We start from the raw sequence: 23,615 nt of genomic DNA, 5'->3' as shown, positions 1-23,615 counted from the left end.
ATCAAAGTGATGAAAACAATGTGTTTGAATAAAAATTAATCCTTGTGAAATATAAGTGTGCCGGAGTAAGCAACATTTCCGCGGCGCGATAATAACAGGGAGAAGAGTTGTGAATATAAAATCCGTAGCCATGATGGTTGCCAGCGCACTGTACAGTGCGGGCACACTGGCCGGAGCGCAGGGAACCGATGAGCAGGTTCCAACAACCATCGATGCGATGGCGCTCTATCAACATCAACAGCAGGCTCAGGCACAGAAAGCAGAACAACAGCTGAGCCCCTTACGACGGGATGGTCTGGCCAACATCCCGATGGTGCCAAAATCCGCGAAGGAAAAGTTTGCGCCGGAGGAGCGATTTGATGGTACGGCCGTCTATATCGTGCAGCTTCAGGATGCTCCCGTCGCCACTTATGACGGCCGCTTACCCGGCCTGGCTGCCACCAGGCCAGCACTGCAGCGTCAGCAGCAGGGGCAGAAGCTCTTTGGGACGGGGACAGCCGGAACCTCCGGCGCGGCGATCAGCGCCTACACCAATCATCTTTTAAGTGCCCAGCAGGAGCTGATTCAGCAGGTTCAGGGGCAGGTACGGCGCCAGTTTACTACCGCCATTAACGCCCTCTCTATCGAGATGACCCAGCAGGAAGCGATGCGGCTGGCTCAGATGCCCGAAGTGGCGTTCGTTCAGCGCTCTCGAAACTATGAGCTGCACACCGACATTGGGCCGGAGCACGTAGGCGCTCCGGGCATCTGGGAGGGCACCACCAGCCATGACGGTGGGCGTTACACCGGCGCCGGTATGGTGGTGGGCATTATCGACACCGGCATCAATACCCGTCATCCCTCCTTTGCGGCAGTGGGGGGCGATGGCTATGTCCACACCAACCCCCGTGGCACAGGCAACTACCTGGGCGACTGCGCCCTGGCCGAGTATGCCGACCGCTGTAACGATAAATTGATTGGCCTGTATACCCACGACTCAATTACGGGTGAGTACGGTGCGGCATCGGGGGCCGAGCCGGTCGGCGAGGACTACAACGGGCATGGCAGTCATGTGGCGAGTACGGTTGCTGGTAACGTGCTCTATGACGTTGATGTGGTGGCGCCGGAGTTTGGCGGCGGTGCTGGCATCCCAATGGGGGTGGCGATGCCGCGCATCTCAGGGGTGGCGCCCCACGCGAACCTGATCTCCTATCAGGTGTGCCACCCGGTCGGTGGCTGTCCGGGGGAGGCGATGCTGTTCGCCATTGAGCAGGCGATCAAGGATGGCGTGGACGTGATCAACATGTCCATCGGTGGCAGTGAGAGCTTCCCCTGGGATGACGCCTTTGAGATGGCGTTCCTCTCTGCCCGTGAGGCGGGGGTTGCCGTGGCGCTGTCGGCCGGTAACGCAGGGGCATCGCGAGGCACTGACTCGATCTATACCGTTGACCATACCTCCCCCTGGGTGTTGAACGTGGCCGCCACCACACATGCCCGCAGCATCGCCATCAGTGGCAAAGCGCTCGAGGGATTGAGCGGTGGGGATGAGAGCCTCAATCCCGGCACCATTGAGGGCGCCGGGATTTCGCCCGCCTTTACCGGCGAATTTGTGCTGGCCGCCGATTTTGGCGACGCCCGTTGTAACAGCCCTTTTGCCCCCGGCACTTTTCTGGAAAACCACATCGTCGTTTGTGAGCGGGGCGACATCGCCCGCATCGAGAAGGCGGTGAATGTTCGTGACGGCGGCGCGGGCGGGTTTGTCCTCTACAACACCTGGGACGAAGGGGACGAGGTGGCGGATGACACCTATGTGATCCCCGGTATCCACCTGACCGCTGAGCAGTACTATGGCGACTGGAATACCCCCGGCCTGCTGCCCTGGCTGCAATCCGGTACCGGCTTGACCGGCACCATCAGTGCGTCCCAGGTAGACCGGGTGGTGAATCCGGAGGACGCAGACTGGCTGGCTTCCTTCTCCTCCCGCGGGCCCTCCAGTACCGTTGAGGAGCTGTTCTCTCCGGGTATCGCGGCACCGGGTGTCGACATCTTTGCGGCCTGGACCGAAACCAACCCCTTTGACCCCTATGGTGACACCCGGGCGTTCAATGCCATCAGCGGAACCTCCATGGCGAGCCCACACGTTGCCGGGATGATGACCCTGATCCGTCAGGCCAATCCGCAGTGGACTGCTGCTGAGGTTCAATCGGCACTGCAGATGACGGCGGACAGCCAGGCGATCAAGACGCCCTATCCGATCTATCCCTACCCCATCAAGGTGGCGGGCATATTCCGCGCTGGCCATGGTTTGGCAAACGTGGAGCGGGCGGTTAACGCCGGGCTGGTGATGGATGAATCAGCGGACAACTTCCGCCGGGCCAACCCCCACAACGGCGGCCGTGTTCGTGACCTGAACCTGCCGCAGATGATCAACAACGACTGTGGCCGGGTGTGCTCCTGGACCCGAACCGTTCGGGCGACCCGGGATGGCAGTTGGGCCGTGGAGTCGGTGGCAGGGGAAGAGCACCCGCTGTTCTGGGATTACGCGCTGGACCCCACCGCCAAGGTCACCATCACGCCAAACCAGTTCACCCTGAAAGCGGGAGAGTCGGTCGACCTGACGGTCTCCGTCGCCTTTTCCGACATCGATCTGGCCTGGTATGACGGGGCCTATCACCACGCCTTCGGGGAGATTCAGTTCAACAGCACTGATGGCCGTAGCCCCGGTGCTTATTGGCCCTATCTGGCCAGTTATGCGGGCAAAGCGCTGCCAAACAGCATTGAGGTGCTGACGCACTCCGATCAGGGGCAGCAGGTGGTGCCGGATGTGTCCCTTGGCGTGCCAGCCGGTGCACTGACCGCTGAGGCGTATGAGCCGGTACCCGCCGAGGTGCATCAGGTGGCGCTGCCGCGCTTGCAGTCCGGCGTTGCCATGGTGGACAGCGAGGGGTTCTGGAACACCGAACTGGATAACGTTCGGGTGTTTGATGTCACCGTTGCCGAGGATACGGCGCTGCTGCGGGCAGAGGTGTTCGGCCGCCTGAGTTCCAGTATCGATGACCCGCTCAACCATTACGCCGATGTCGACCTCTGGGTACTGCGCGATTACGACGGCGATGGTCGCCTGCACCTGTCCGAAGCCATCTGCGCTTCTCAGCTGCCGCAAACCTCCAAGGGGGAGTACTGCAGCATTGAGCACCCCGAACCCGGTACCTACAAGGTGCTGCTGGCGAACTACATACTGTACCCATGGGAGAACGTGGATACTTACGAGTTTGGCATTGTGACGCTGGGCAAAACGCCGGGCCAGACACTGACCACCCGCTTTGACAGCAACGCCGCCAACCCCAAACACTCCGACATCACCATTGAGTGGCACCAGGCACCGGAGCCGGGCCAGACCCTCTACAGCGCCGTCGCGGTGCAGGTTGAGGGGGCTGAGCCGGGGTCGGTCATCATGATGCCGGTGAACCTGCACGGAGGAGAGCCGCTGCTGACCGCCGACGCGTCCCAGAGCGCGGCTCGGGTCGGAGAGATCGTTGAGCTGTCGGTGCTCACTCAGGCCAACCGGACCGGCCAGGATCGGATGGTGGATCTGGCGGTCACCCTGCCGGATGGGCTGGCGCTGATTCCCGGCTCCCTGCCGGACCTCGAAGGTTTGGTCACCACCGAGACCGGCCTCCAGTGGCAGGACGTTCAGGCGGACACTTCCGCAACGCAGGCGCACTACCAGGTCAGCACCAACCTGGATAATCCGCAGTGCCGGACGCCGTGGGCCATCGACTATCCCGATGGTGAGCCGCTGGATGGCAAGTTCGTGGACCTGACCCGATTTGGCTTTGCGCCAAGCTGGGGCACTTTCTACGAGGAGAATGAGTGGGGCTGGGGCAGTTGGGTTCATGATGTGGAGATCCCGACCTTTGCCAATGACTTCCAGCCTTTCGATAACGGCGACTACTTCCGAACCGACAAGGTGGTGTTGAGTTCGCGCGGCTGGGTTCAGGCGGACTACCTGCAGTACAACCCCTGGGACATCGGGCTGCACCAGGTGCAGATGCCGATGCCCGGGGAGGATTACGGCACTCCGCCCGATTTCGTTCTGGCCCCCTGGCATAACGCCCGGCTGGATCCCCTCACCTGGGAGCAGGAGTGGACGCTGTCGATGTATGCCCCGCACTGGGATCCCGCGCTCTCCAGCGGCGTTTACATCGCCTACTACGACCACTACACCCTGCTGAGCTGGAAGGGCGCACAGACCCACGACAAGTCCTGGGACATGGACTGGAATGAGGTGGTGACGCCCCGCGATGACCGCTACGACTTCCAGATGTTTATGCGTGAACACAGCAGCCACGACGAGGGTCAGTTCGAGGTGATCATGGCCTACGACAACCTCGACTTCGGCAGTCAGGATGGCAACGGCGTGATTGGTCTGCGCGGTTACTGGGGCCCGAGAGCTGGCTACAACCCTCTCTATGGCCACAGTGGCGTGGCGTTCGCGGAGGACAATCTGAAAGCCGCTCTGAGTGACGGTCTGGTGGTCTGCTATGACATCGTCAATGACGCCACCAGTCAGGTGCAGTTGGCGTTCCAGGTTGAGGTGACCGACGCGGCCTACGGCAGTGAGCAGCGCGTTGATGTTGAGGCCGAGGTGGGGGGCGTCGGCCTGCTGACCGAGTCGACGACCATCGCGGTGGCCGCCAACATTCTGGTTAAGGCGATCTCCGACCAGGAGGTTGAAGAAAATGGCGTGGTAGAAGGGATCCCGGTGCACTACAGCGACAGCGACGGCGGTGTGTCTCCGAACACCATCAGCGTCACCGGGGAGCACATCACTGCCGTGGTGCATGGGCATCGCTCCGGCGACACCTTCGACCTGGTCCCGGCGCCGGATTGGTATGGCGAAACCGAAGTCACCGTCACCGTCAGTGACCAGGTTAACCCCAATGACCAGCACAGCGTCAGCTTCACCCTGACGGTGCTGTCTGATGGCGTGGATCCGGCACCGGAACCGGAGCCCGAAGCACCCAAGTCGGACAGCGGCAGCTTCGGCTGGTTTAGTCTGCTGTTGCTTGGTCTTCTGGCCGGACGCCGACGTCACTGAGCCATCGCCAGTCTGCGAGAAAACAGGGCCCTGGTTTCAGGGCCCTGATGCTTCGCCCCACCCAGTGAAAGCTGTCAACTTAAGAATCAATTAACTGTTCTTACTCTCCTTTTTGGCGCATCAATCGGAAGTGCATCGAGCGTTCAGAAGGCCCGATGCCTCATTTTGTGGTGACCAGCGGAAGGGGGCCCGACTTCAGGTGAACGGAACAGAGGGGTAACGATGCGCACCAACATGATTGAGATCCGTCATCTGCGTCATTTTCAGATGCTTTGTCGCAAGGGCAGTTTCAGAGCCGCGGCGGAGCTGCTCAGAATCAGCCAGCCCACACTCACCCGCAGCATTCAGCGCATGGAAGAGTTGCTGGAGGTCAAGCTGCTGGACCGTCGTCGCAGCGGAGTGGTGCTGACGCCCTATGGCGAAGCCGTACTGCGCCACGGCGAGCGCATTGTTCGCGACGTGCGGCAAATGAGTCAGGAGCTGGAGTTTATTCACCAAAAGGATTGGGTTGAGCTCACCATCGGAGCGGGCCCGATACCGGCAGAGACCTTGATCGGCCCGGTGTTGGGTTCGATGACAGAGCGCTTCCCCACTCTGAATCTGGAGTTGAGAGTGGAGGGGTGGGAGCGTTTGCTTCGGCTGCTCGAGTCCGGCGAACTGCACTACCTGGTGGAGGAGATTGAGGCGACGGGGTTGGCTCACCGGGAAGGACTGGCCGTGCAACCCTTACCGCCTCAGCCTGTGGTGTTCTGCTGCAGCCCGAAGCACCCGTTGATGGCCCGGCAGGAGGTCACCCTGGCGGACCTGTTGCAGTATCCCCTGGCCCTGCCTCGCAATCTGCCTCGTCCCTTCTGGCAACGACACTTCCCGATGTTGACGGAGGGCCCGATGGTGGCGGGTCGGCGGTTTATCCGGTTTGATCACTTCCTGGCGGTGAAACCGGCGATCCAGGGCGGACAGGTGCTGGCGCTAACCCCGCAGCTGAGTGTTCACCGCGAGTTGGTGGCGGGGCAGCTTGCGCTGTTGCGGGTGGTGGATATGGAGCCGATCCAGGCCCACTACGGCATCCTCTCGCTGAAAGGCCGCACCGCGCCGCCAGCCGCACAACAACTGCTGGCCGCGATTGAGCAGCAGGCAAAAGTGGTCGTGCGGGAGGAGCCGGAACTCTATCCTTGTTAACAGAGCAGGAGAGAGGAGAGCAGGATGTCCATGCAGATCGTAACCGGTGCGGGCTCAGGGCTGGGGCGCGCCTTAACCCTGAAACTGGTGGCGGACGGCCACCGGGTCGCCATGATGGGACGCACCCCCGAAAAGTTGGCTGCGCTGGCGGAGTCCCTGGGGGATCGGGTGTTGCCGATCAGCGTTGAGCTGTCGGACCCTCAGGCCGTGCATCAGGCGTTTGATTACGCCGAAGCGTGGGGCGGGGCGCCACAGTGGGTGGTGCATTGTGCCGGGGTGGGGCAGTTTGGTGCCCTGTCCGGCCTCAGTCGCGAAGCGGTAGAAGCGATGCTGAACAGCAATCTGTACAGCACCATTTGGGTGGCGCAGGAAGTGGTGCGTCGCTGGGGGGATCGGGAAGCGGTGCTGGCCAATGTGTTGTCGTCGGCAGCCCAGACGGGCAAGGCTCATGAAGCGGTGTATTGCGCCACGAAGTGGGGGATGCGCGGGTTTCTGGAGTCGATGAGGGCGGAGCTGAAAGGGCAGCCCCTTCGCCTGGTCAACCTCTATCCCAGTGGCATCCGCAGCGCTTTCTGGGCCGGCTCTGACCACGTGGACAGCAGCGGTTTTATGGCCCCGGAAGAGGCGGCGGCATACATCGTTGACGCCCTGTCGGCCAAGTCCAGTTGCTACGTCATCGAGATGAGCATCGGCCGCTTCTGACCGGCACAAAAAAGCCGCCCCGAAGGGCGGCTTGGACTGGCTGAGAGTCGTTAGGCGGTGCGGCGGCGCCAGCCCAGCAGAGCCAGCATCATCAGGGCCAGGGTGCCCAGTGAGCCGCTGCTGGAGCTCTCTTCCTCTTCCGGCTCAGGAGTCGGAAGCGGAACCGGTGCCGGCGCAGGATCTACGGAGACCGATACTTCAGCACTCATGCTCTCCTCGTTGAGGGTGTAGGTCACCGCGAATACGTAGTCACCAACCGGGGCTCCGCTGATGGTGGCGGCCGGAGTGACTTCCGGACCGGACACCTGAGTCCAGCTTTCAGCCAGGGTATCCAGGCCAAGGGTGCCATCAATCATCGGCTCTGCAGACAGAGTGATGGTATCGCCATCGACACTGGCTGAGGCGTTGATGCTTACCAGAGTTGCTACGGCATCGCTGACGGTGGCGGTGACTTCGGCACTGATGGACTTGCCGTTCAGGTTGTAAGTCACTTCGAAGCGGTACTCACCCACCTCGGCGTCCATGATGGAAGCTGCGGGAGTGACTTCCGGACCGGACAGCTGGGTCCAGGCTTCGGTCAGGCTGTCCATCCCCTGAGTGCCTTCGATTACCGGGTCTGCGCTCAGCATGATGGTGTTACCGCTTACGGTCGCGGAGGCGTTAACGCTCTTCAGCACAGCCTCAGCTTCGCCATCGGACAGCACCGTCAGCATAAACTCGGTGCTGGCGGCATCGTTGGGGTGAGCCAGGTCGTAGGCGGTCACGGTCACCATGGTGTCACCGTGCCACATCGCTTCCGGCGTCAGGGTAACCCGATGGCCTTCTACAGTGGCGTCAACGTGGTCAGCACTGATGCTGATGCCGTTGGCGGTGTTTTCGCGGTCCTGAACCATGACGTCGAAGCTGATGCTGCCATTCTCTTCAACGGTCATGTCGGACAGGGCGCCAATGCTCAGGTTGCCCGGTACGTCGACTACGGTGGTGGACACCAGAGCGTCGCTGCCGGTGTAGGCGCTGGTCACGGTCACGGACTGGGCCTGACCGGTGGCAGCGGCGCTGACACGAGCGGCGAAGCTCAGGGTGATGGCGGACTGCTCCGGGCCCTGGTAGTTGGCACACAGCACCATGCCCTCTTCGACCATCTCATCCACGTCGTTAAAGGCGTAGCTGTCACCCAGGTAGCCGTAGGCCGGGCCAAAGGTGCCACGGGGGCCGTAGTAGCCGTGCAGACCGATGGAGCCCAGGTTGGACTTGGCGCCGGTGATCTTGTCGTAGGCGTAGATGAACTCGTGCTCACCCGGGGTGAAGTCCAACTCGGTGGAGGCGATCAGCTCGAAGCTGTAACGCGCATCCGGATCCGGGTCGAAGTTGATGCCCCAGGCAAAGCCCTGACGCATGTTATCCCACTCCACAACCAGGTAGCGGCCGTCGGTGGTGGTCGCAATGGACACACCATCGTAGGACTCAGTCTCCATGTTGAACTCGTACAGGGTGTTACCGTCACCACGCCACAGCGGACCAATCACGGTGTCCGGGAAGAAGTCCGCGTCCATCGGATAGTGCGCACCCCAGAACAGCGGCAGGGAGTCGACCTGGATAAAGCCACCCGGCGAGAACTGGATGATGTCGCGCTCCATGTGCTCGGCGTTACCGTACAGCGGGATCTCCTTCAGGCCGAACATGGACAGAGAGGCCATCACGGTCTGGTTGGCGGCACCCTGGATGGCCGGATCCGGCTCAATGTAGGCTTCGTCATACAGGTCCAGGTAGTACGGGTCAGAGCCGATCGGAATGCGACAGGTCGCGTCGTCCACGCTGGTGGTGAACAGGTACTGGCGGTCAACGGCGTTGCTGGCCATCTGGGTGGTGTTCAGGCCGATCTTGTTGCCTTCAATCACCAGCTGGCTGGCCAGATCCTGATTGCTGCTGATGGCGCTCAGGGAGCCTTCCAGCAGCTGCAGGCCACTGCTCAGTTCCACATCAAGGGTGACGTCACGCTCCAGGCCCAGCAGATTCGGCAGAACCTCGACCTCGAAGGTCACGATATCGCCTTCACCGGCTTGCGGCTTGTTGGAGGAAACCATCACATCATCGCCGGCGTAGGTCAGGTTGATGCCCATCTTACCGATGTTGCCGATGTTCTCGGGGGTGTTGCCCACCTCAATCAGGCCATAGAAACGCTGGCCTTCCTCAACGCTGTCGAGGTTCCAGTCCATCTGCAGCTGGTAGGGGCTCAGACCGTCGGTGCTGGACGGGCCGGACACCATCAGGTTCTGATCGTCGTCCGAGCCAACCATGGCCAGGCTCATGGTGATGTTGTCGGCAACCTCTGCACTGCCGTCGTAGGCGTCCTTGTAGTTACCTACCATCACCCAGTAGCGGCCCGGAGTCGGGTCGTTGATGGTGCAGTAGTCGTTCAGGTCAGTGAAGGAGTAACAGATCGCTTCGTCGTACCACTCCACTTTGCCGTTGTCGTTCAGATCCATACCGATGTCGATCTGAGACTTCACCAGGCGGTCTTCTTCGGCCACTTCCCACACCAGGCGGCGGGTGCCTTCCGGCACATCGAAGAAGTGGATGGCGATGCCATCGGCGGCAGCCAGGGAGTCCGGGTCGCGGAAGTTGTAGTCCATCGCCTTGGGCAGCTGGAACGACATCATCTCACCGGCCACCAGGCCACTGACGCTCACACCCAGCTCGGTGATTTCACGGGTCATCAGCGGCGGCGTCAGCATGGTGCCGGCATCACGGTGAATGTTGCCCTGTACGATCTGCGGCAGGCTGTCGTTACCAAAGCGCGCCATCATCGGCAGGTACTGATCCGGCAGGCTGTCGTCGGCCGGGGTCAGGTGCACTTTACCGAACACCTCGTTGCTGGCGGAGGTGACGTTAACGGTTTCCACATCAAGGATGTTGGCGGTCACCATGATGCTCTGGCTTTCGCCCGCTTTCAGGGTGAACTCACTCGGGGTGGCGGACAGTTCCAGGAAGGGGGCGCCATCGGCCTCAAGCTCTTCGGCGGTGACGGTCCAGGTGCCATCGGTGGTGGCGGTAAAGGTCCGCATCCAGGTGCAGGTACCCTGACAGTCGTTGTTGACCAGATAGGGCACGTTCAGCGCGGTCACGTCGCCACCCAGCTCCGGGTTGGCGGCACGGTAGTTGTCACCGTTCTCGTCCATCACCAGGCCAGCCTTAACGGCACGGGCCACGTTGATCACGCCGCTGCCCATCTCGTAGAAGCTCGCATCCACCAGTTTCGGCGGGTAGCTGTAGTCGTATGACTTACCCGGCAGCGCGGTGGTCATCAGCGCGGACTGAATCATGGCCGGGGTCCAGTTGGGGTGAGCCTGGGTCAGCAGAGCCAGGGCACCGGCAACGTGGGGGCCGGACATGGAGGTACCGCTGATGGCGGCGTAGTCGGTCGGAGACGGGTACTTGCTGAAGGGCATCTCGTCCGCGTAGGCGGCAAAGACGTCCACACCCGGGGCGGAGACGTTCGGTACCATCACGTTCGGGTTGGAGATGGACGGGCCACGGGAGGAGAAGCCCGCCAGTACGTCAGCTTCACGCTCAGCGGTGATCAGCACCGACTCGGTGATGGTGGCCTGCGGGGCATCCGTGGCAGCAACCCAGTTCACCAGTGCCTGGCCGGCCGCGTAATCCACGTGCAGGCCCGGGATCGGGAAGGGGTTCAGGTTCAGACTGTTGCTGCCGGTGCCATCGTCCCAGGAGAGGGCGTTGTACAGGATCACACCGCCTGCGCCCCCCTCGGCAACGTTAACGCCTTTGGCCACACGGGCGATGTCGCCGCGCTTACACAGAACGATCTGGTCGGCTTCAAAGGTGCCGGCCGGGAAGGGCTCCAGACAGAGTCCGTCGCCAAAGTCAGCGGCGTCCACCAGAGTGCCGGTAAAGTTACCGGTGATGCCCTGACCCACGATTTCAGCCGGTGCATCCGCGCCGACAAAGCTGCCCAGAGAACCGGCTTCTGCGGTGATCTCACGGCCGTGGGTGCTGGCGGCCACGGAGGTCAGCCAGGGCGATACGTGGTCGATCAGGCTCGGCCCGTAGGAACCGAAGTTACCGGCAGACGCGGCCACGGAGATGCCCGCTTCACGGGCGGCCAGGAAGGCCATCTCGATGGCGTCATACCAAGGCAGGCTTTCCAGGCCACCAATGGAGAAGTTGATGACATCCACGCCGTCGAGGATGGCGTCTTCAATGGCGGCCACCAGGGCGTCGCCGGGACAACCACCGTAGGACTCACCATAGGAACCGCCACCGGGGTAACACACCTGGTAGGCGATGATATTGGCACGGGGGGCCACACCGGAGACCTCGGGGAAGATCAGCGGGGTATCGAAACCATCGTGGACCTCTTCGGTGCCACCCAGCTTAAAGGGCACGTCATACAGCAGGTTACCGGCAACGGTGCCGGCGGTGTGCGAACCGTGGCCGTTGTAGTCTTCACCGTTGGGCGGACGCTTGTAGTCGGCGTAATCCCAGGGGCCCAGCTCCGGCTGGAAGATCGGGTCTTTGAAGGTGTCGGTGATGATGTCGTAGGAGCGGATACCGATCAGCTTGTCGTTACACATGTGGGCGTAAGCGTCTTCGGCACAATCACCCACGTAGTTGCCTTCACCAAACGGGTTGGTGTGGTCATAGCCGTCACCGGCGATGTCGGCGAAAGAGGGGTGGTCGCTGTTGATGCCGGTGTCGATGATACCGGCGATGATGCCTTCACCCTTGATGTTCAGGTTGTTCGGCACACCCTGGCCCTGCCACAGCTTGTCGGCACCGATGTGCTCGGGGCCAACATCGGTGAACAGCTGGTACTCCTTGGCGCGGGTCACGGCTTTTACGCCGGGCATCTTCGCCACTTCGGCGGCCTGGGCCTGGCTCAGGCGCATGGTCATGCCGTTCAGGGCGATGCTAAAGCGTCGCTCAATCTGCGCGCCCGGGGCCACAGACTGGATGCGGTTGGCGGTGAGATCCTGCTGCTCGGTCAGGAAGCTGCGGTAGCTCTTCACGGCGGTGGTGTTGACGTTCAATGCGCCGTAACGCTGGCTGCTGCGCATGGCCGGCTGATTGACACGGGGAGAGGTGGCTTCAAAGCCGGCCCGCTCGCCCTGATAGAGTGCCACCGGGGCGTCGGTCATTTGAATGATGTAGGTGTGATCGCCAGCATCAAGGTCCTGCTCCCACTCGAACGGAACCTTGGCGCCAATCGGGGCGATGGCACGGTGGACGTTGAGACCGATGGCGCCGGGGCGCATCGCTTCTTCCATCCCGTCATGGCGGCGTACCTGTTCGGTTTGTTCAATCATCGCTTCGGCGAGATTGACGGCGCGCAGGTCGCTGCCGTTGTACTGGTTCTGATGGCCCGAAGGGGCGGCGGCAATGGTGCCGACGCCACCGGCGTAGATCGCCGCCAGCGTCATCAGAGTCGCTTTCTTCAGTTGCATGGTTAAACCCTCTTGCCCCGAGTGGGGCGTTCCCTGGTCATGTCGTTATTGCTCTCCCTGCCAAGTGGCAACAACGGGACTCCAGAGCCGGCAGTTTTACTGCTCTGCATCTGATGTTGCGGAATTAACAATTATCAATCCAATGCAAAATTCGTGTAACAATTATGCGTATTGTGCATACTTTGATTGCGGGCCACTTACCACGGTAATCCCGAGCAAACTGGGTTTTTTGGTAGGTTAAAAAAAGGTTACTGGTGCATATGGCTCTGTTACCATTCGATGCAGAAGACACAAAATGCCTCACGGAAATGTATAGAGGGCATAGATAACAAGAACTGAGCATGTCCCGGCTATCGCCTGGTGCGATGGGGAAGTGGGAAGTAGAGGACGACGATGCGCACGAATACCATGGAGATCCGGCACCTGCGTCATTTCCTGATGCTGTGCCGAAAAGGCAGTTTTAGCGCCGCAGCGGAAGCGCTGCATTTGAGTCAACCGAGTCTGAGCCGCAGCATTCAACGGATGGAAGAGCTGCTGGAGGCTCGCCTGCTGGACCGTCAGCGGGGTGGGGTGGCGTTAACCCCTTATGGCGAGTCGGTATTGCGACACGGTGAACGGATCCTGCGGGACGTCAGGCAGCTCAATATGGAGCTGGAGCTGATGCAAAGCGGTGACTGGAGTGAGATCGCCCTTGGGGCCAGTCCCATTCCGGCTCAGACTCTGATCGGCCCGGTGGTGGGTGAGCTCACCCGTGAGCACCCCACCCTGAATCTGGAGCTGCGGGTGGACAACTGGCGTCGCTCTCTGGCCTGGCTGGAGGCGGGTGAACTCAACTACTTTATCGATGAGGTGGCCGCCACTGGGCTCGACCACCATGAGGCACTGGAAGTGGTGCCTCTGGCGCCCCAGCCAGCGTTGATGTGCTGCAACCCTCAACACCCGTTGCTGGCCCGCCGTGACCTGCAACTGAGCGACCTGCTGCAATACCCGCTGGCATTGCCGCGGAACTTGCCCGATGCATTTCTGGAACGCCACATTCCGGGGTTAACCCTTGGGCCGATGGTGGCCGGACGACGCATTGTTCGCTTTGACCAGTTCCTGTCCGTGAAACCGGCGCTGTTTGACAGCCATCTGGTGGCACTGACGCCCTTGGCCAGTGTCCACCAGGAGTTGGTGGATCAGAAACTGGGTGTCCTTCGGGTGGGGGATCTGGATGAGATTCAGGCCACCTTTGGTATTGTTTCGCTGAAGGGCCGAACCCAGCCGCCGGCGTCGGAAAAACTGGTGAATGCCATTGTGGCCGAAGCACAGCGTATTGTGGACTCTGCCAGCAGCATTTTATAACCCCATTCGGATTAGGGTTGCTCATGCTTGCGGGGGAATTGATCGCGAGAAAAATGGGCCGGATTCAGGTAGGGTGTGTGACAGTTATCACACAATTTGGCTTGCCCAGAGGTACCCCATGGTTAAAGGCATTCAAATCACCCAATCCGCGAACCCCAACCTGGTCAACAGCATCTGGCTGATCGACGACGCCAGCGAACAGGCTCGTTGCCTGGCAGCGGCGTCTCAGTACGAGGCCGATCAGGTGGTTGCCCTGGCCGAACTGGGCGAGTACGAGTCCCGTGAACTGAACGTACAGGCTCCGCCGGTGCGTGAAGGTGGTCAGCACCTGAACGTGAACGTTCTGAAGCGTGAGACTCTGGAAAAAGTGATGCAGGCTCGTGAGCGTATCGAAGCCGGTGAGGCGTCCAACGACGACTACAACGTGCTGTCCGAAAACGCCCAGCTGACCATCCGTGTATCCGGTTACGCCGTGCGCTTTAACTCTCTGACTCTGGAGCAGCAGAAGGACGTTATCACTCGTACCTTCACCCAGAGCCTGTAAGCGTCAGGGCGCAAAAAAGGGAGCCATCGGCTCCCTTTTTTTATGCCTGTCGGGGCGTCACTCTCCGCGGACAGCTGCCCCGCCATCGAATCTGGCGATTCCCCCCCGTCCCTCCACGCAAATCAGCGACCAGCCAACTACCCTTAACGGCCTAAGTTCTCTCCCACTTCCGATCGTGAAAGCGAGGCAGACATGGCCAGCAAGAAAGAGTTAAGCGCTCTGAAAAAGATGGTGCGCGCCAGCAATTTTCTCTCCGTTGCACAGATTTACCTGAAGCAGAATGTGTTGTTGAAGCGCCCGCTGCAGCACGATGACATCAAGCCCCGGCTGCTGGGGCATTGGGGAACCTGTCCCGGCATCGCCTTTGTCTACGCCCATATCAACCGACTTATTTGTCAGCATCAGCGCCCCTTCCTCTATCTGGTGGGGCCGGGTCACGGCTTCCCCGCTGTGCAGGCCAATCTGTTTATTGAGGGCTCTCTGTCCCACTTCTATCCCAATACCATCCCCTATTCCGAGGCGGGGATGCGCAACATCTGTGAGAAGTTCTCCGCCGCTTACGGCTACCCCTCCCACGCTAACCCGGAGGCCCCCGGGCAGATCCTGGAAGGGGGTGAGCTGGGCTACTCCCTGGCGGTGGGGTGGGGGGCCGCGCTGGATAATCCGGACCTGATCAACGTGGTGCTGGTCGGTGACGGGGAGTCGGAAACCGGACCCCTGGCGGCCTCCTGGTATGCCAATCGTCTGGTCAACCCGGCAACCTGTGGCGCGGTGCTGCCGATTCTGCACATCAACGGCTACAAGATCTCCGGGCCCACCCGACTGGGCCGGATGGATGATGACGAGATCCGGATGGAGTTTACCGGGCTGGGCTACGAAGTGCTGATCGTTGACGATCAGCGTAAGGAGGACGTCTACGCCCAGATGGCGGACGCCATGGACCGGGCGATGGAAGCGATCGATGAGATCCAGACCCGGGCCCGCAGCGGCGAGGATGTCAGCAAGCCCCGCTGGCCTCTTATCGCCATGCGAACCGCCAAAGGCTGGACCGGGATCAAAGAGGCGGATGGCAAGAAACTGGAGGGCAACTGCGACTCTCACCAGGTGATCATCAACCAGGCGGCCAGCAACCCGCAGCACCTGTCCCTGCTGAACCAGTGGTTGGAGAGTTACCAGTTTGATGACCTCTACAAGATCACCAATGAAGGGGAGGTGAAGTTTGATAAAGAGATCCGCTCTTTAATCCCTCCCGAGCATCTGCGGATTGGTCGCCAGATCCTCTCCTATGGCGGCGAGATTGTCCGGCCACTGAATAAGCCGGACCTGCGTCAGCTCAGTTATGGTCCGGAGACGCCACGAGGTCAGCGTGGGGTCTCCATGAACAAGATGGGCGAGTGGATGCGGGACGCGTTCCGGTTGAACTCAAAGCAGCGCAATCTGCGGATTTTCAGCCCGGACGAAACCTACTCAAACCAACTGCAGGCGGTCTTTGAGGAGACGGATCGGGCCTGGCAGTGGCCGATAGAACCCTGGGATCAGGACATGGCCCGGGATGGCCGGGTGATGGAGCTGCTCTCCGAAAACCTGCTGTTTGGCATGCTTCATGGCTACACGGTGACGGGACGCCACGGCATGTTCCCCACCTACGAAGCCTTCGCCCAGGTGGTCTCCTCCATGTGCGACCAATACTGCAAATACGTCTACGCCAGCCAGGGGGTGCCGTTCCGTAAGCCGGTTCCAGCCTGCAATGTGGTGCTCTCCTCACTGCTGGAGCGGCAGGACCACAACGGGTACTCCCACCAGAACCCCTCTCTGCTGGGGGCGATGCTGGAGAAGCACCCCACCATCATCTCCGCCTATCTGCCGGCAGACGGCAACAGCACCCTGTGCTACACGGAGAAGGCGTTTGATGACCGGGACAAGCTCAATGTGATTGTGGCGGGCAAGAAAACCCTGCCCCAGTGGCTGACCCTCGAGGAGGCGCGGCGCCAGAGTGAAGAGGGCATCATGATCTGGGACTTTGCCTCGGATGAAGAGCCGGACGTGGTGCTGGCCTCCTGCGGTGACTACGTGACCCAGGAGTGCATGGCGGCGCTGGTGATCATCCGCCAACTGTTGCCGGAGCTGAGGATCCGTTTCGTCAACATCTCAGAGTTGACCTCCGACGGCATCGGCAGCCTCAAGTATGGCCGTAAGCCCAAGCTGCTCGACCAGTTCTTCACGTCAGACAAAGGGGTGGTGATCAACTACCACGGCTATCCCAACACCATCCATAAGCTGCTGTTCAACTACCCGGGCATCAAGCGTTGCCGGGTCAAAGGGTATGTCGAGGAGGGCTCCACCACCACGCCGTTTGATATGGGCGTTCGTAACGGCACCAGCCGTTACCACCTGGTGGTTGATATGGCCTACAAGGCGTTCCAGCAGGGGGTGATCACCGATGCCCAGCACATTGAGATCACCACCGATATGCTGCAGCGCCTGGTGGACCACCGCAGTTACATCAAGGCGCATGGGGTGGACCCTCAGGAGATCACCGACTGGGTGTGGTCCCGCTAAGGCTGGCAGTGGCACTGGCGGCATGATGGATCCGGGAGGATCATCGGTATAACCCCATGACCAAAGAGGATACTCACCTGGCTGGGATCCGGCTGGGTGGATCCCCCTGCGGTTATCGATATCTTCCCGATCTCCTGCCGGACTGGCGGTTTGCCAGGGGCCGGGATGGCTCTTTATAGTCCGGGGGCCAACAGGAGAATAACAATGAAAATCTTCACCGCCATCAGCGGCGCCCTGGGGTTGCTGCTGAGCACCAGCAGCCTGGGTGCCTTTACCACCTCCGTGCCTGAACAGGACGCGTTTTTCGACCTTATCCGTGCCCACTGTGGCAAGGCTTACCAGGGCACCGTGGTCTCCGGCGGGCGCGCCGGTGACGGCTTTAGTGACCAGCGCCTGGTGATGCACGTGCGCGAGTGCACGGATGACCAGATCAAAATCCCCTTCCATGTCGGGGACAACCACTCCCGAACCTGGATCCTGACCAAAACCGGGGCCGGCATCCTGCTTAAGCATGACCATCGCCATAAAGATGGCAGCAACGATGAGTCCACCATGTACGGCGGGCATACCCAGCATCGAGGCTGGGCCAACGCGCAGTCGTTCCCGGCTGACGACTACTCCAAAGACCTGTTTACCCGCCTTGGCTTCCCCCAGTCCAACGGCAACACCTGGCACATGTACATCTATCCCGAGGTGTTCACCTACCAGCTGACCCGGGAAGGTCGTGACTTCAAAGTGGACTTCGACCTGACCCAACCGGTTGACCTGCCGCCGGTGCCCTGGGGCTACCAGTAAGTTTTACACCCCCGCCCGTAACCGGGCGGGGCCACCGGTTCCCCATGTTGGTCCCGCCCTGCTATTATCCGCAGCCTCGAAACTGGCGCGGATCCCCTCATGCTGTTGATGATCGACAACTACGACTCCTTTACCTTCAACCTGGTGCAGTATTTTCAGCAACTGGGGCAGGAGGTGGTGGTGCGTCGTCATGATGAGATCGACCTCGATGGCATCGCCGCGCTGCAGCCGGACCACCTGGTGATCTCACCCGGCCCCAAAAGCCCGGACGAAGCGGGCATCAGCCTGGCGGCGGTGGCCCGTTTTGCCGGTGAAGTGCCGATCCTCGGTGTCTGCCTGGGCCACCAGACCCTGGCGCAACACTTTGGCGCCGACGTGGTGCGGGCGGAACGGGTGATGCACGGAAAAACCAGCGCCATCGAACACCGCAACCAGGGCGTCTTTCATGGTTTGCCGCAGCCGCTGACGGTCACCCGTTACCACTCGCTGGTGGTGGACCCGGACTCGGTGCCGGACTGCCTGGAGGTGACCGCATGGTGCCAGGCCCCCTCCGGTGCCATTGAGATCATGGGGCTGCGCCACCGTGAACTGCCGGTGCAGGGGGTGCAGTTTCATCCGGAATCGATCCTCACCGAGCAGGGCCTGCAGTTGCTCGATAACTTCCTCTCTGGTTGCTGAAAAGTAAGCAAATGTTGCACGCCTTTGTGTGACTCTTTGCCAACGTGGTATAACGCACGCTCTGCCACGAGCAAGGACGATAACAATGAAAAGATGGATGGTCGCGTGCAGCCTGGTTTCCCTGCTGAGCGCCTGTGCCTCGAACCCTGAGGCCCCCCTGGCCGACACTCAAGCCTCCCCGCAACTTTCCCTGGCGGCGCCGGTACTGCCGGGCCAGCCCCTCACCCTGAAGCAGGTGATGGCCGATCCGGACTGGATCGGTAACGCCCCCATGGGCGCCTACTGGAACGACGACAGCCAAAGCGTGTTTTATCAGCGTAAGCAGGACGGCAGTAAGCTGCGCGATCGCTACCAGCATGCGCTGGATGGCGCCCCGCAAAAGCTGGCGCTGGGCCAGTGGGGCGCGGTATCCCAGCCGGGCCAAACCGATGCCAGCGGCAACCGGAAAGCCTGGCTGTACGAGGGCAACCTGTTTGTCCGTGACCTGGCCACCGGCACCGTGCGTCAGCTGACCCGGGACAGCAAAGGCTGGCAGGATTTCCGTTTTCTGAAAGACGGTCGCATTGCGGCCTGGGCCGGTGAGCGGATCGAACTGATCGACCCGGCCACCGGAGCCCGCACCCTGCTGGCGGAGCTGAAATTTGAAGCGGCGCCGGAGCCGGAAACCGCAGAGGGTTTTCTGGCTGAGCAGCAGGCTCGCCTGATCGACTACGTGGCTCAGCAGTATCGTGACGCCGAACAGAAGCACGCCCAGCAAAACGAACGTCAGGCCAGTGATGCCACGCTGGCGCCCAAGCCCTTCTATCTGGGCGGCGATGAGCGGCTGGTTGAGCTGTCCGTGTCCCCCTCAGGCCGTTACCTGATGGTGGCGGTCACCGACAGCAAAGCCAGCTGGCGCAGCGACCACGACATCATGCCCAACTACCTGGACAAGCGCGGCTACGTGGATGCGGTGCCGGCCCGTGCCCGGGTGGCGGAAGCCGAAGTGAAGCCCCACCGCCTGGTGGTGCTGGATACCCGGACCCAGCAGCAGGTCAACGTGACCTGGGAAGGGCTGGAAGGCTACGACGAGGACGTGCTGGCGGCGGTTAAGCGGGAAAATGCCGAGGCCCGTGGCGAACGCTATGACAGCGAAAACGCCCTGCGCACCATCCGTCTGATGGAGGATTGGGGCTGGAACCAGAGCGCCATGGCCTGGCACCCCGGCGAAGACAAGCTGGTGGTGATGCTGGAAGCGGCGGACAACAAGGATCGCTGGATCGCGTCGGTTGATCTGGCCAAAGGTAAGCTGCGTACCGAGCACCGCCTGCATGACGATGCCTGGGTTAACTACACCCACAACGAGTTTGGCTGGGCGGGCGATAAGCTTTACTTCCTGTCTGAGCAGAGCGGTTACTCCAACCTCTACCTCAAGCCCCTGGGCGGCAAAGCCGATGCCCTGGTGAGCGGCCGCCAGGTGGTCAGCAGCCTGACCCTGTCCAACGACGGCCAGCACCTCTACTACAAAGCCAATCCCCACCACCCGGGTCAGTACGAAGTGTTCCGCGTGGCCCTGGCCAGTGGTCAGGTGGAGCAGCTCACGGACCTGAAAGGGATGCTGGAATACCAGCTGAGCCCGGATGAGCAACAGCTGCTGCTGGAATACTCCAGCCGCACCCGTCCGGTGGAACTGTACGTTCAGGCCATCGGCGGCGAGGCCCGTCAACTGACCCAAACCACCAAAGAGGCGTTCCTGGCCTACGACTGGCAGGCGCCTCAGGTGGTGGCTGTGCCCTCCAGCCACCAGTCCGACCCGGTCTACGCCCGCGTTTACCTGCCCAAGGACTTTGACCCGGCCCAGCGCTACCCGGCGGTGATCTTCAACCACGGTGCGGGCTACCTGCAGAACGCCCACTACGGCTGGTCCGGCTACTTCCGTGAGTTTATGTTCCACAACCTGTTGGCCCAGCAGGGCTACGTGGTGATGGACATGGATTACCGGGGGTCCAAGGGCTACGGCCGTGACTGGCGTACCGCCATCTACCGCCAGATGGGCACCCCGGAGGTGCAGGATCTGGCCGATGGTGTGGCCTGGATGGCCGAAAACGTCTCGGTTGACCGTAATCGGGTGGGCACCTACGGTGGCAGCTACGGCGGCTTTATGACCTTTATGGCGCTGTTTACCCAGCCGGAGCTGTTCCAGTCCGGTGCGGCGCTGCGTCCGGTAACCGACTGGGCCCACTACAACCACCCCTACACCTCCAACATCCTCAACACCCCGCAGGTGGACCCCATCGCCTATCAGCGCAGCTCGCCGATTGAGCACGCCGAAGGGCTGGAGAAACCGCTGCTGATCATGTCCGGGGTGCTGGACGATAACGTGTTCTTCCAGGACAGCGTCCGCCTGGTGCAGCGCCTGATTGAACTGGAGAAGCCGATGTTCGAAACCGCCATCTACCCGGTTGAACCCCACGGCTTCCGTGAGCCCTCCAGCTGGTTGGATGAATATCGCCGTATCCACCGATTGTTTGAGGACACACTCAAGTGACATAACAGGAGGTCGAAAGGCCTCCTGTTTTTTCTCTGCCTGCAGATACTATGCTTACAATGCAATGAGTTAGGGCTATTTTCGGATTGAATATGGATAACGTGGCTGAGCCGAGCCAATCCCAGCAGAAACCGGACATTAAGGGCCGGTTTTTCCAGTATCTGATGCTGGAGCGTGCCGTGCCCAATCTGAACGCCCCCCATGAGCAGGTGGACGAAACGTTATGGCGCCACAAACTGGCGGTGGAGCAGGACGCCCTGTTGGCGCGCTGGCAGGCTCAGCGGGCCGAGTATGAAGAGCGCCTGCTGGCTCAGAATCAGTTTCTTAACCACTTCAGCCATCACCTGACCCACGTGCTGGCGGCTCCGGAGCAGCTGCAGCAGGACACCCCGATCCGCCCCGAGCATTTTGAGTTGCTGGACCTGCTGATGTCGGACAATCCCGACCGGGAACGCATCCTCGGCCATATGGCCAACCTGAGCTGGCTGGGTGACGCGTTGCTGCGTTTTATGAACAACCCCAAGCGACGGGAGCAGCGCCGCGACGTGGAGTTCAACGACTATCGGCTGGTGTTCCACTACCTGGGGATGGAGCCGTTGCAGCGGATCCTGCCCTGGCTCATCTTCCAGCACTGGGGCCTGGCCCGGAAAGAGGGGCTGGGACTGCGCCAACGCAAGCTATGGCGCTTTGCGCGCCAGCAAAGTGATGCGGCGGCGGCGCTGGCCCGGCGCCAGAAGCTGTCTCCCAATAAGGCCCGTATCCTGGCCCTGATGCAATGCCTCAATGCGGCCTTGCTGCTGCAGATTGGGGCCCGTGAATTTACCGCGATGAAGAATCACTGGCTGAGTCAGGCGCGTGCGGATGGCGCCAAAGTGGTTCACCAGGCGCTGTTGCCTCTGCAACTGCCGGGTAAGCCGCTGCTGCAGTTGATGAAGCTGCGCAACGACTGGAGCCAGCGACTGCTGGAACATTGGCAGCTGAACGATCTGGCGCTCTATCATGCCCTGTGTCGCCTGAACGAGTCGCCCAACGACCCGCTGTCGAAAGCGGTGGTCCAGGCCGAAGCCATTGCCATCCATCACGCCCTGCTGACGCGTCGGCTGGCGTCGCCGGAAGAGCTCAATCAATGGCTGTCTCAGCACCAGTTATCACGTCATAGCCAGTGGCGAAGCGAATAATTTCGCTGCATAGAAGCGCACCAAATCAGCATAAGCCAGTCTGTTTTTGTATACCGCTTTGAGTTCGAAATCTGTTCGAACGCGATCGCGGTCATAATTTTGCCCAGTAAATCCGCTGTTTATTTCCTCTGCTACCTTATTGTCCTGTGACGTTGACAGGCTTAAAGTCCTGAATAGAAGTGCAAAACGTCGAAAAATACGCCTGTCAGTCATTTTTTGACTCGGGTTGTACGTTTTTATACTGTTCGGCGTTATAGGAATGCTAATAACAAGCCGGCAATGCTAAAGCGACCGGTAACTGAGGAAGAAGCAATGAGTGGATCAGACACCCTGAATCGCGCCCTGTTTGACGACGTGATGGTACCCAATTACAACCCGGCAGCGATCATCCCGGTACGGGGTGAAGGCAGCCGCGTCTGGGATCAGTCCGGTCGCGAATTCATCGACTTTGCCGGTGGCATCGCGGTGAACTGCCTGGGCCATTGCCATCCGGCGCTGGTTAAGGCGCTGAACGAACAGGGCAACAAGCTTTGGCACCTGTCCAACGTGATGACCAATGAGCCGGCGCTGCAGCTGGCCAAGACGCTGGTGGACAGCACCTTTGCCGAGCGGGTCTACTTTGCCAACTCTGGCGCTGAAGCCAACGAAGCGGCCCTGAAACTGGCCCGTCGTTACGCCCTGGAGCACCACGGCGAAGAGAAAGACCAGATCATCGCCTTCACTCAGGGTTTCCACGGTCGCACCTTCTTCACCGTCAGCGTCGGTGGCCAGCCGGCCTACTCCGACGGTTTCGGTCCTAAGCCCGGTGGCATCGACCACCTTGCCTACAACGACATCGAAGGCTTTAAAGCGCTGATCTCCGACCGCACCTGTGCGGTGATGCTGGAGCCGATCCAGGGTGAGGGCGGCATCGTGCCGGCCGACGCTGAGTTCCTGCGCCAGGTGCGTGAGCTGTGTGACCAGCACAACGCCCTGCTGATCTTCGATGAGGTGCAAACCGGTGTTGGCCGTACCGGCAAGCTGTACGCCTACGAGCACTACGGCATCGCCCCCGACATTCTCACCACTGCCAAAGCACTGGGCGGCGGTTTCCCCATTGCCGCCATGCTGACCACCGCGAAAGTGGCAGCCAGCCTGAAGGTGGGCACCCACGGCTCCACTTACGGTGGCAACCCGCTGGCCTGTGCCGTTGCCAATGCGGTGCTGGATGTGGTCAACACCGACGCCGTACTGAACGGCGTAGCGCAGCGTGAAGCGCAGCTGCGCGCTGGCCTGGAAGCGATCAACGCCAAGTTCGACGTGTTCAGCGAAGTGCGCGGCAAGGGCCTGCTGATGGGCGCGGTACTCAACGAGCAATACAAGGGCAAGGCCCGAGACTTCCTGGTGGCCAGCGTTGACGAAGGGCTGATGTGCCTGGTGGCAGGTGCCAACGTGGTGCGCTTTACTCCGTCACTGGTGATCCCGGAAGCGGATCTGGCGGAAGGTCTGGCACGCTTTGAGCGTGCGGTTGCCAAAGTCGTTAACGGCTGATGGCTGGGCCCGGCGTGAGCCGGGCTTACTCTGA

Annotated in this window: 12 protein-coding genes; 11 read left to right on the top strand and 1 reads right to left on the bottom strand. The window is 61.0% G+C overall.

Annotation, left to right across the window (positions count from 1 at the left end):
- Positions 1 to 109: 109 nt before the first annotated feature.
- The 3 genes from FBAL_RS17480 (at position 110) to FBAL_RS17470 (ending at position 6,961) form a co-directional block, all read left to right on the top strand.
- The gene (locus FBAL_RS17480) at positions 110 to 5,080 is read left to right on the top strand and encodes a S8 family serine peptidase (protein WP_013346920.1); all 4,971 of its coding nucleotides are present in this window, start codon (positions 110 to 112) and stop codon (positions 5,078 to 5,080) included.
- A gap of 222 nt (positions 5,081 to 5,302) precedes the next feature.
- Complete coding sequence (locus FBAL_RS17475) at positions 5,303 to 6,259, top strand: LysR family transcriptional regulator (RefSeq protein ID WP_013346919.1); 957 nt, start codon at positions 5,303 to 5,305, stop codon at positions 6,257 to 6,259.
- Between the two features lie 24 nt (positions 6,260 to 6,283).
- A complete protein-coding gene (locus FBAL_RS17470; RefSeq protein ID WP_013346918.1) occupies positions 6,284 to 6,961 on the top strand; it encodes an SDR family NAD(P)-dependent oxidoreductase in 678 nt (225 codons plus the stop codon).
- A gap of 50 nt (positions 6,962 to 7,011) precedes the next feature.
- Here the strand turns inward: FBAL_RS17470 and FBAL_RS20760 are convergent, their stop codons facing one another.
- Positions 7,012 to 12,426 (bottom strand): S8 family peptidase, encoded by a 5,415-nt coding sequence (locus tag FBAL_RS20760; protein ID WP_013346917.1) that lies wholly within the window; start codon positions 12,424 to 12,426, stop codon positions 7,012 to 7,014.
- A gap of 393 nt (positions 12,427 to 12,819) precedes the next feature.
- On the opposite strand from FBAL_RS20760, the gene FBAL_RS19730 reads away from it, so the two are divergent.
- From FBAL_RS19730 to FBAL_RS17425, 8 genes are all read left to right on the top strand, one after another.
- A complete protein-coding gene (locus tag FBAL_RS19730; RefSeq protein ID WP_013346916.1) occupies positions 12,820 to 13,770 on the top strand; it encodes a LysR family transcriptional regulator in 951 nt (316 codons plus the stop codon).
- Between the two features lie 118 nt (positions 13,771 to 13,888).
- Positions 13,889 to 14,314: an autonomous glycyl radical cofactor GrcA gene (gene grcA / locus FBAL_RS17455; RefSeq protein WP_013346915.1), complete on the top strand. Its 426-nt coding sequence runs from the start codon at positions 13,889 to 13,891 to the stop codon at positions 14,312 to 14,314.
- 192 nt (positions 14,315 to 14,506) lie between these two features.
- Complete coding sequence (locus FBAL_RS17450) at positions 14,507 to 16,873, top strand: phosphoketolase family protein (RefSeq protein WP_013346914.1); 2,367 nt, start codon at positions 14,507 to 14,509, stop codon at positions 16,871 to 16,873.
- A 204-nt stretch (positions 16,874 to 17,077) separates the two neighbouring features.
- Positions 17,078 to 17,668 carry a hypothetical protein gene (locus tag FBAL_RS17445; RefSeq protein WP_013346913.1) on the top strand — a complete coding sequence of 197 codons (591 nt, stop codon included), beginning with the start codon at positions 17,078 to 17,080 and terminating at the stop codon, positions 17,666 to 17,668.
- A 99-nt stretch (positions 17,669 to 17,767) separates the two neighbouring features.
- On the top strand, positions 17,768 to 18,346 hold the full coding sequence (locus tag FBAL_RS17440; RefSeq protein ID WP_013346912.1) for an anthranilate synthase component II: 579 nt from the start codon (positions 17,768 to 17,770) through the stop codon (positions 18,344 to 18,346).
- A gap of 85 nt (positions 18,347 to 18,431) precedes the next feature.
- The gene (locus FBAL_RS17435; protein ID WP_013346911.1) at positions 18,432 to 20,873 is read left to right on the top strand and encodes a prolyl oligopeptidase family serine peptidase; all 2,442 of its coding nucleotides are present in this window, start codon (positions 18,432 to 18,434) and stop codon (positions 20,871 to 20,873) included.
- Positions 20,874 to 20,965: 92 nt separating this feature from the next.
- Positions 20,966 to 22,051 carry a hypothetical protein gene (locus FBAL_RS17430; RefSeq protein ID WP_013346910.1) on the top strand — a complete coding sequence of 362 codons (1,086 nt, stop codon included), beginning with the start codon at positions 20,966 to 20,968 and terminating at the stop codon, positions 22,049 to 22,051.
- Between the two features lie 312 nt (positions 22,052 to 22,363).
- Entirely contained in the window at positions 22,364 to 23,581 is a 1,218-nt protein-coding gene (locus tag FBAL_RS17425) for an aspartate aminotransferase family protein (protein ID WP_013346909.1), read from the top strand.
- Positions 23,582 to 23,615: the final 34 nt, after the last annotated feature.

Origin of the sequence: Ferrimonas balearica DSM 9799 (genome assembly GCF_000148645.1) — a bacterium.
In the GTDB taxonomy this organism is placed as follows: domain Bacteria; phylum Pseudomonadota; class Gammaproteobacteria; order Enterobacterales; family Shewanellaceae; genus Ferrimonas; species Ferrimonas balearica.
The sequence above is the reverse complement of the archived record's forward strand: the minus strand, read 5'-3'. Positions and strand labels throughout refer to the sequence as shown.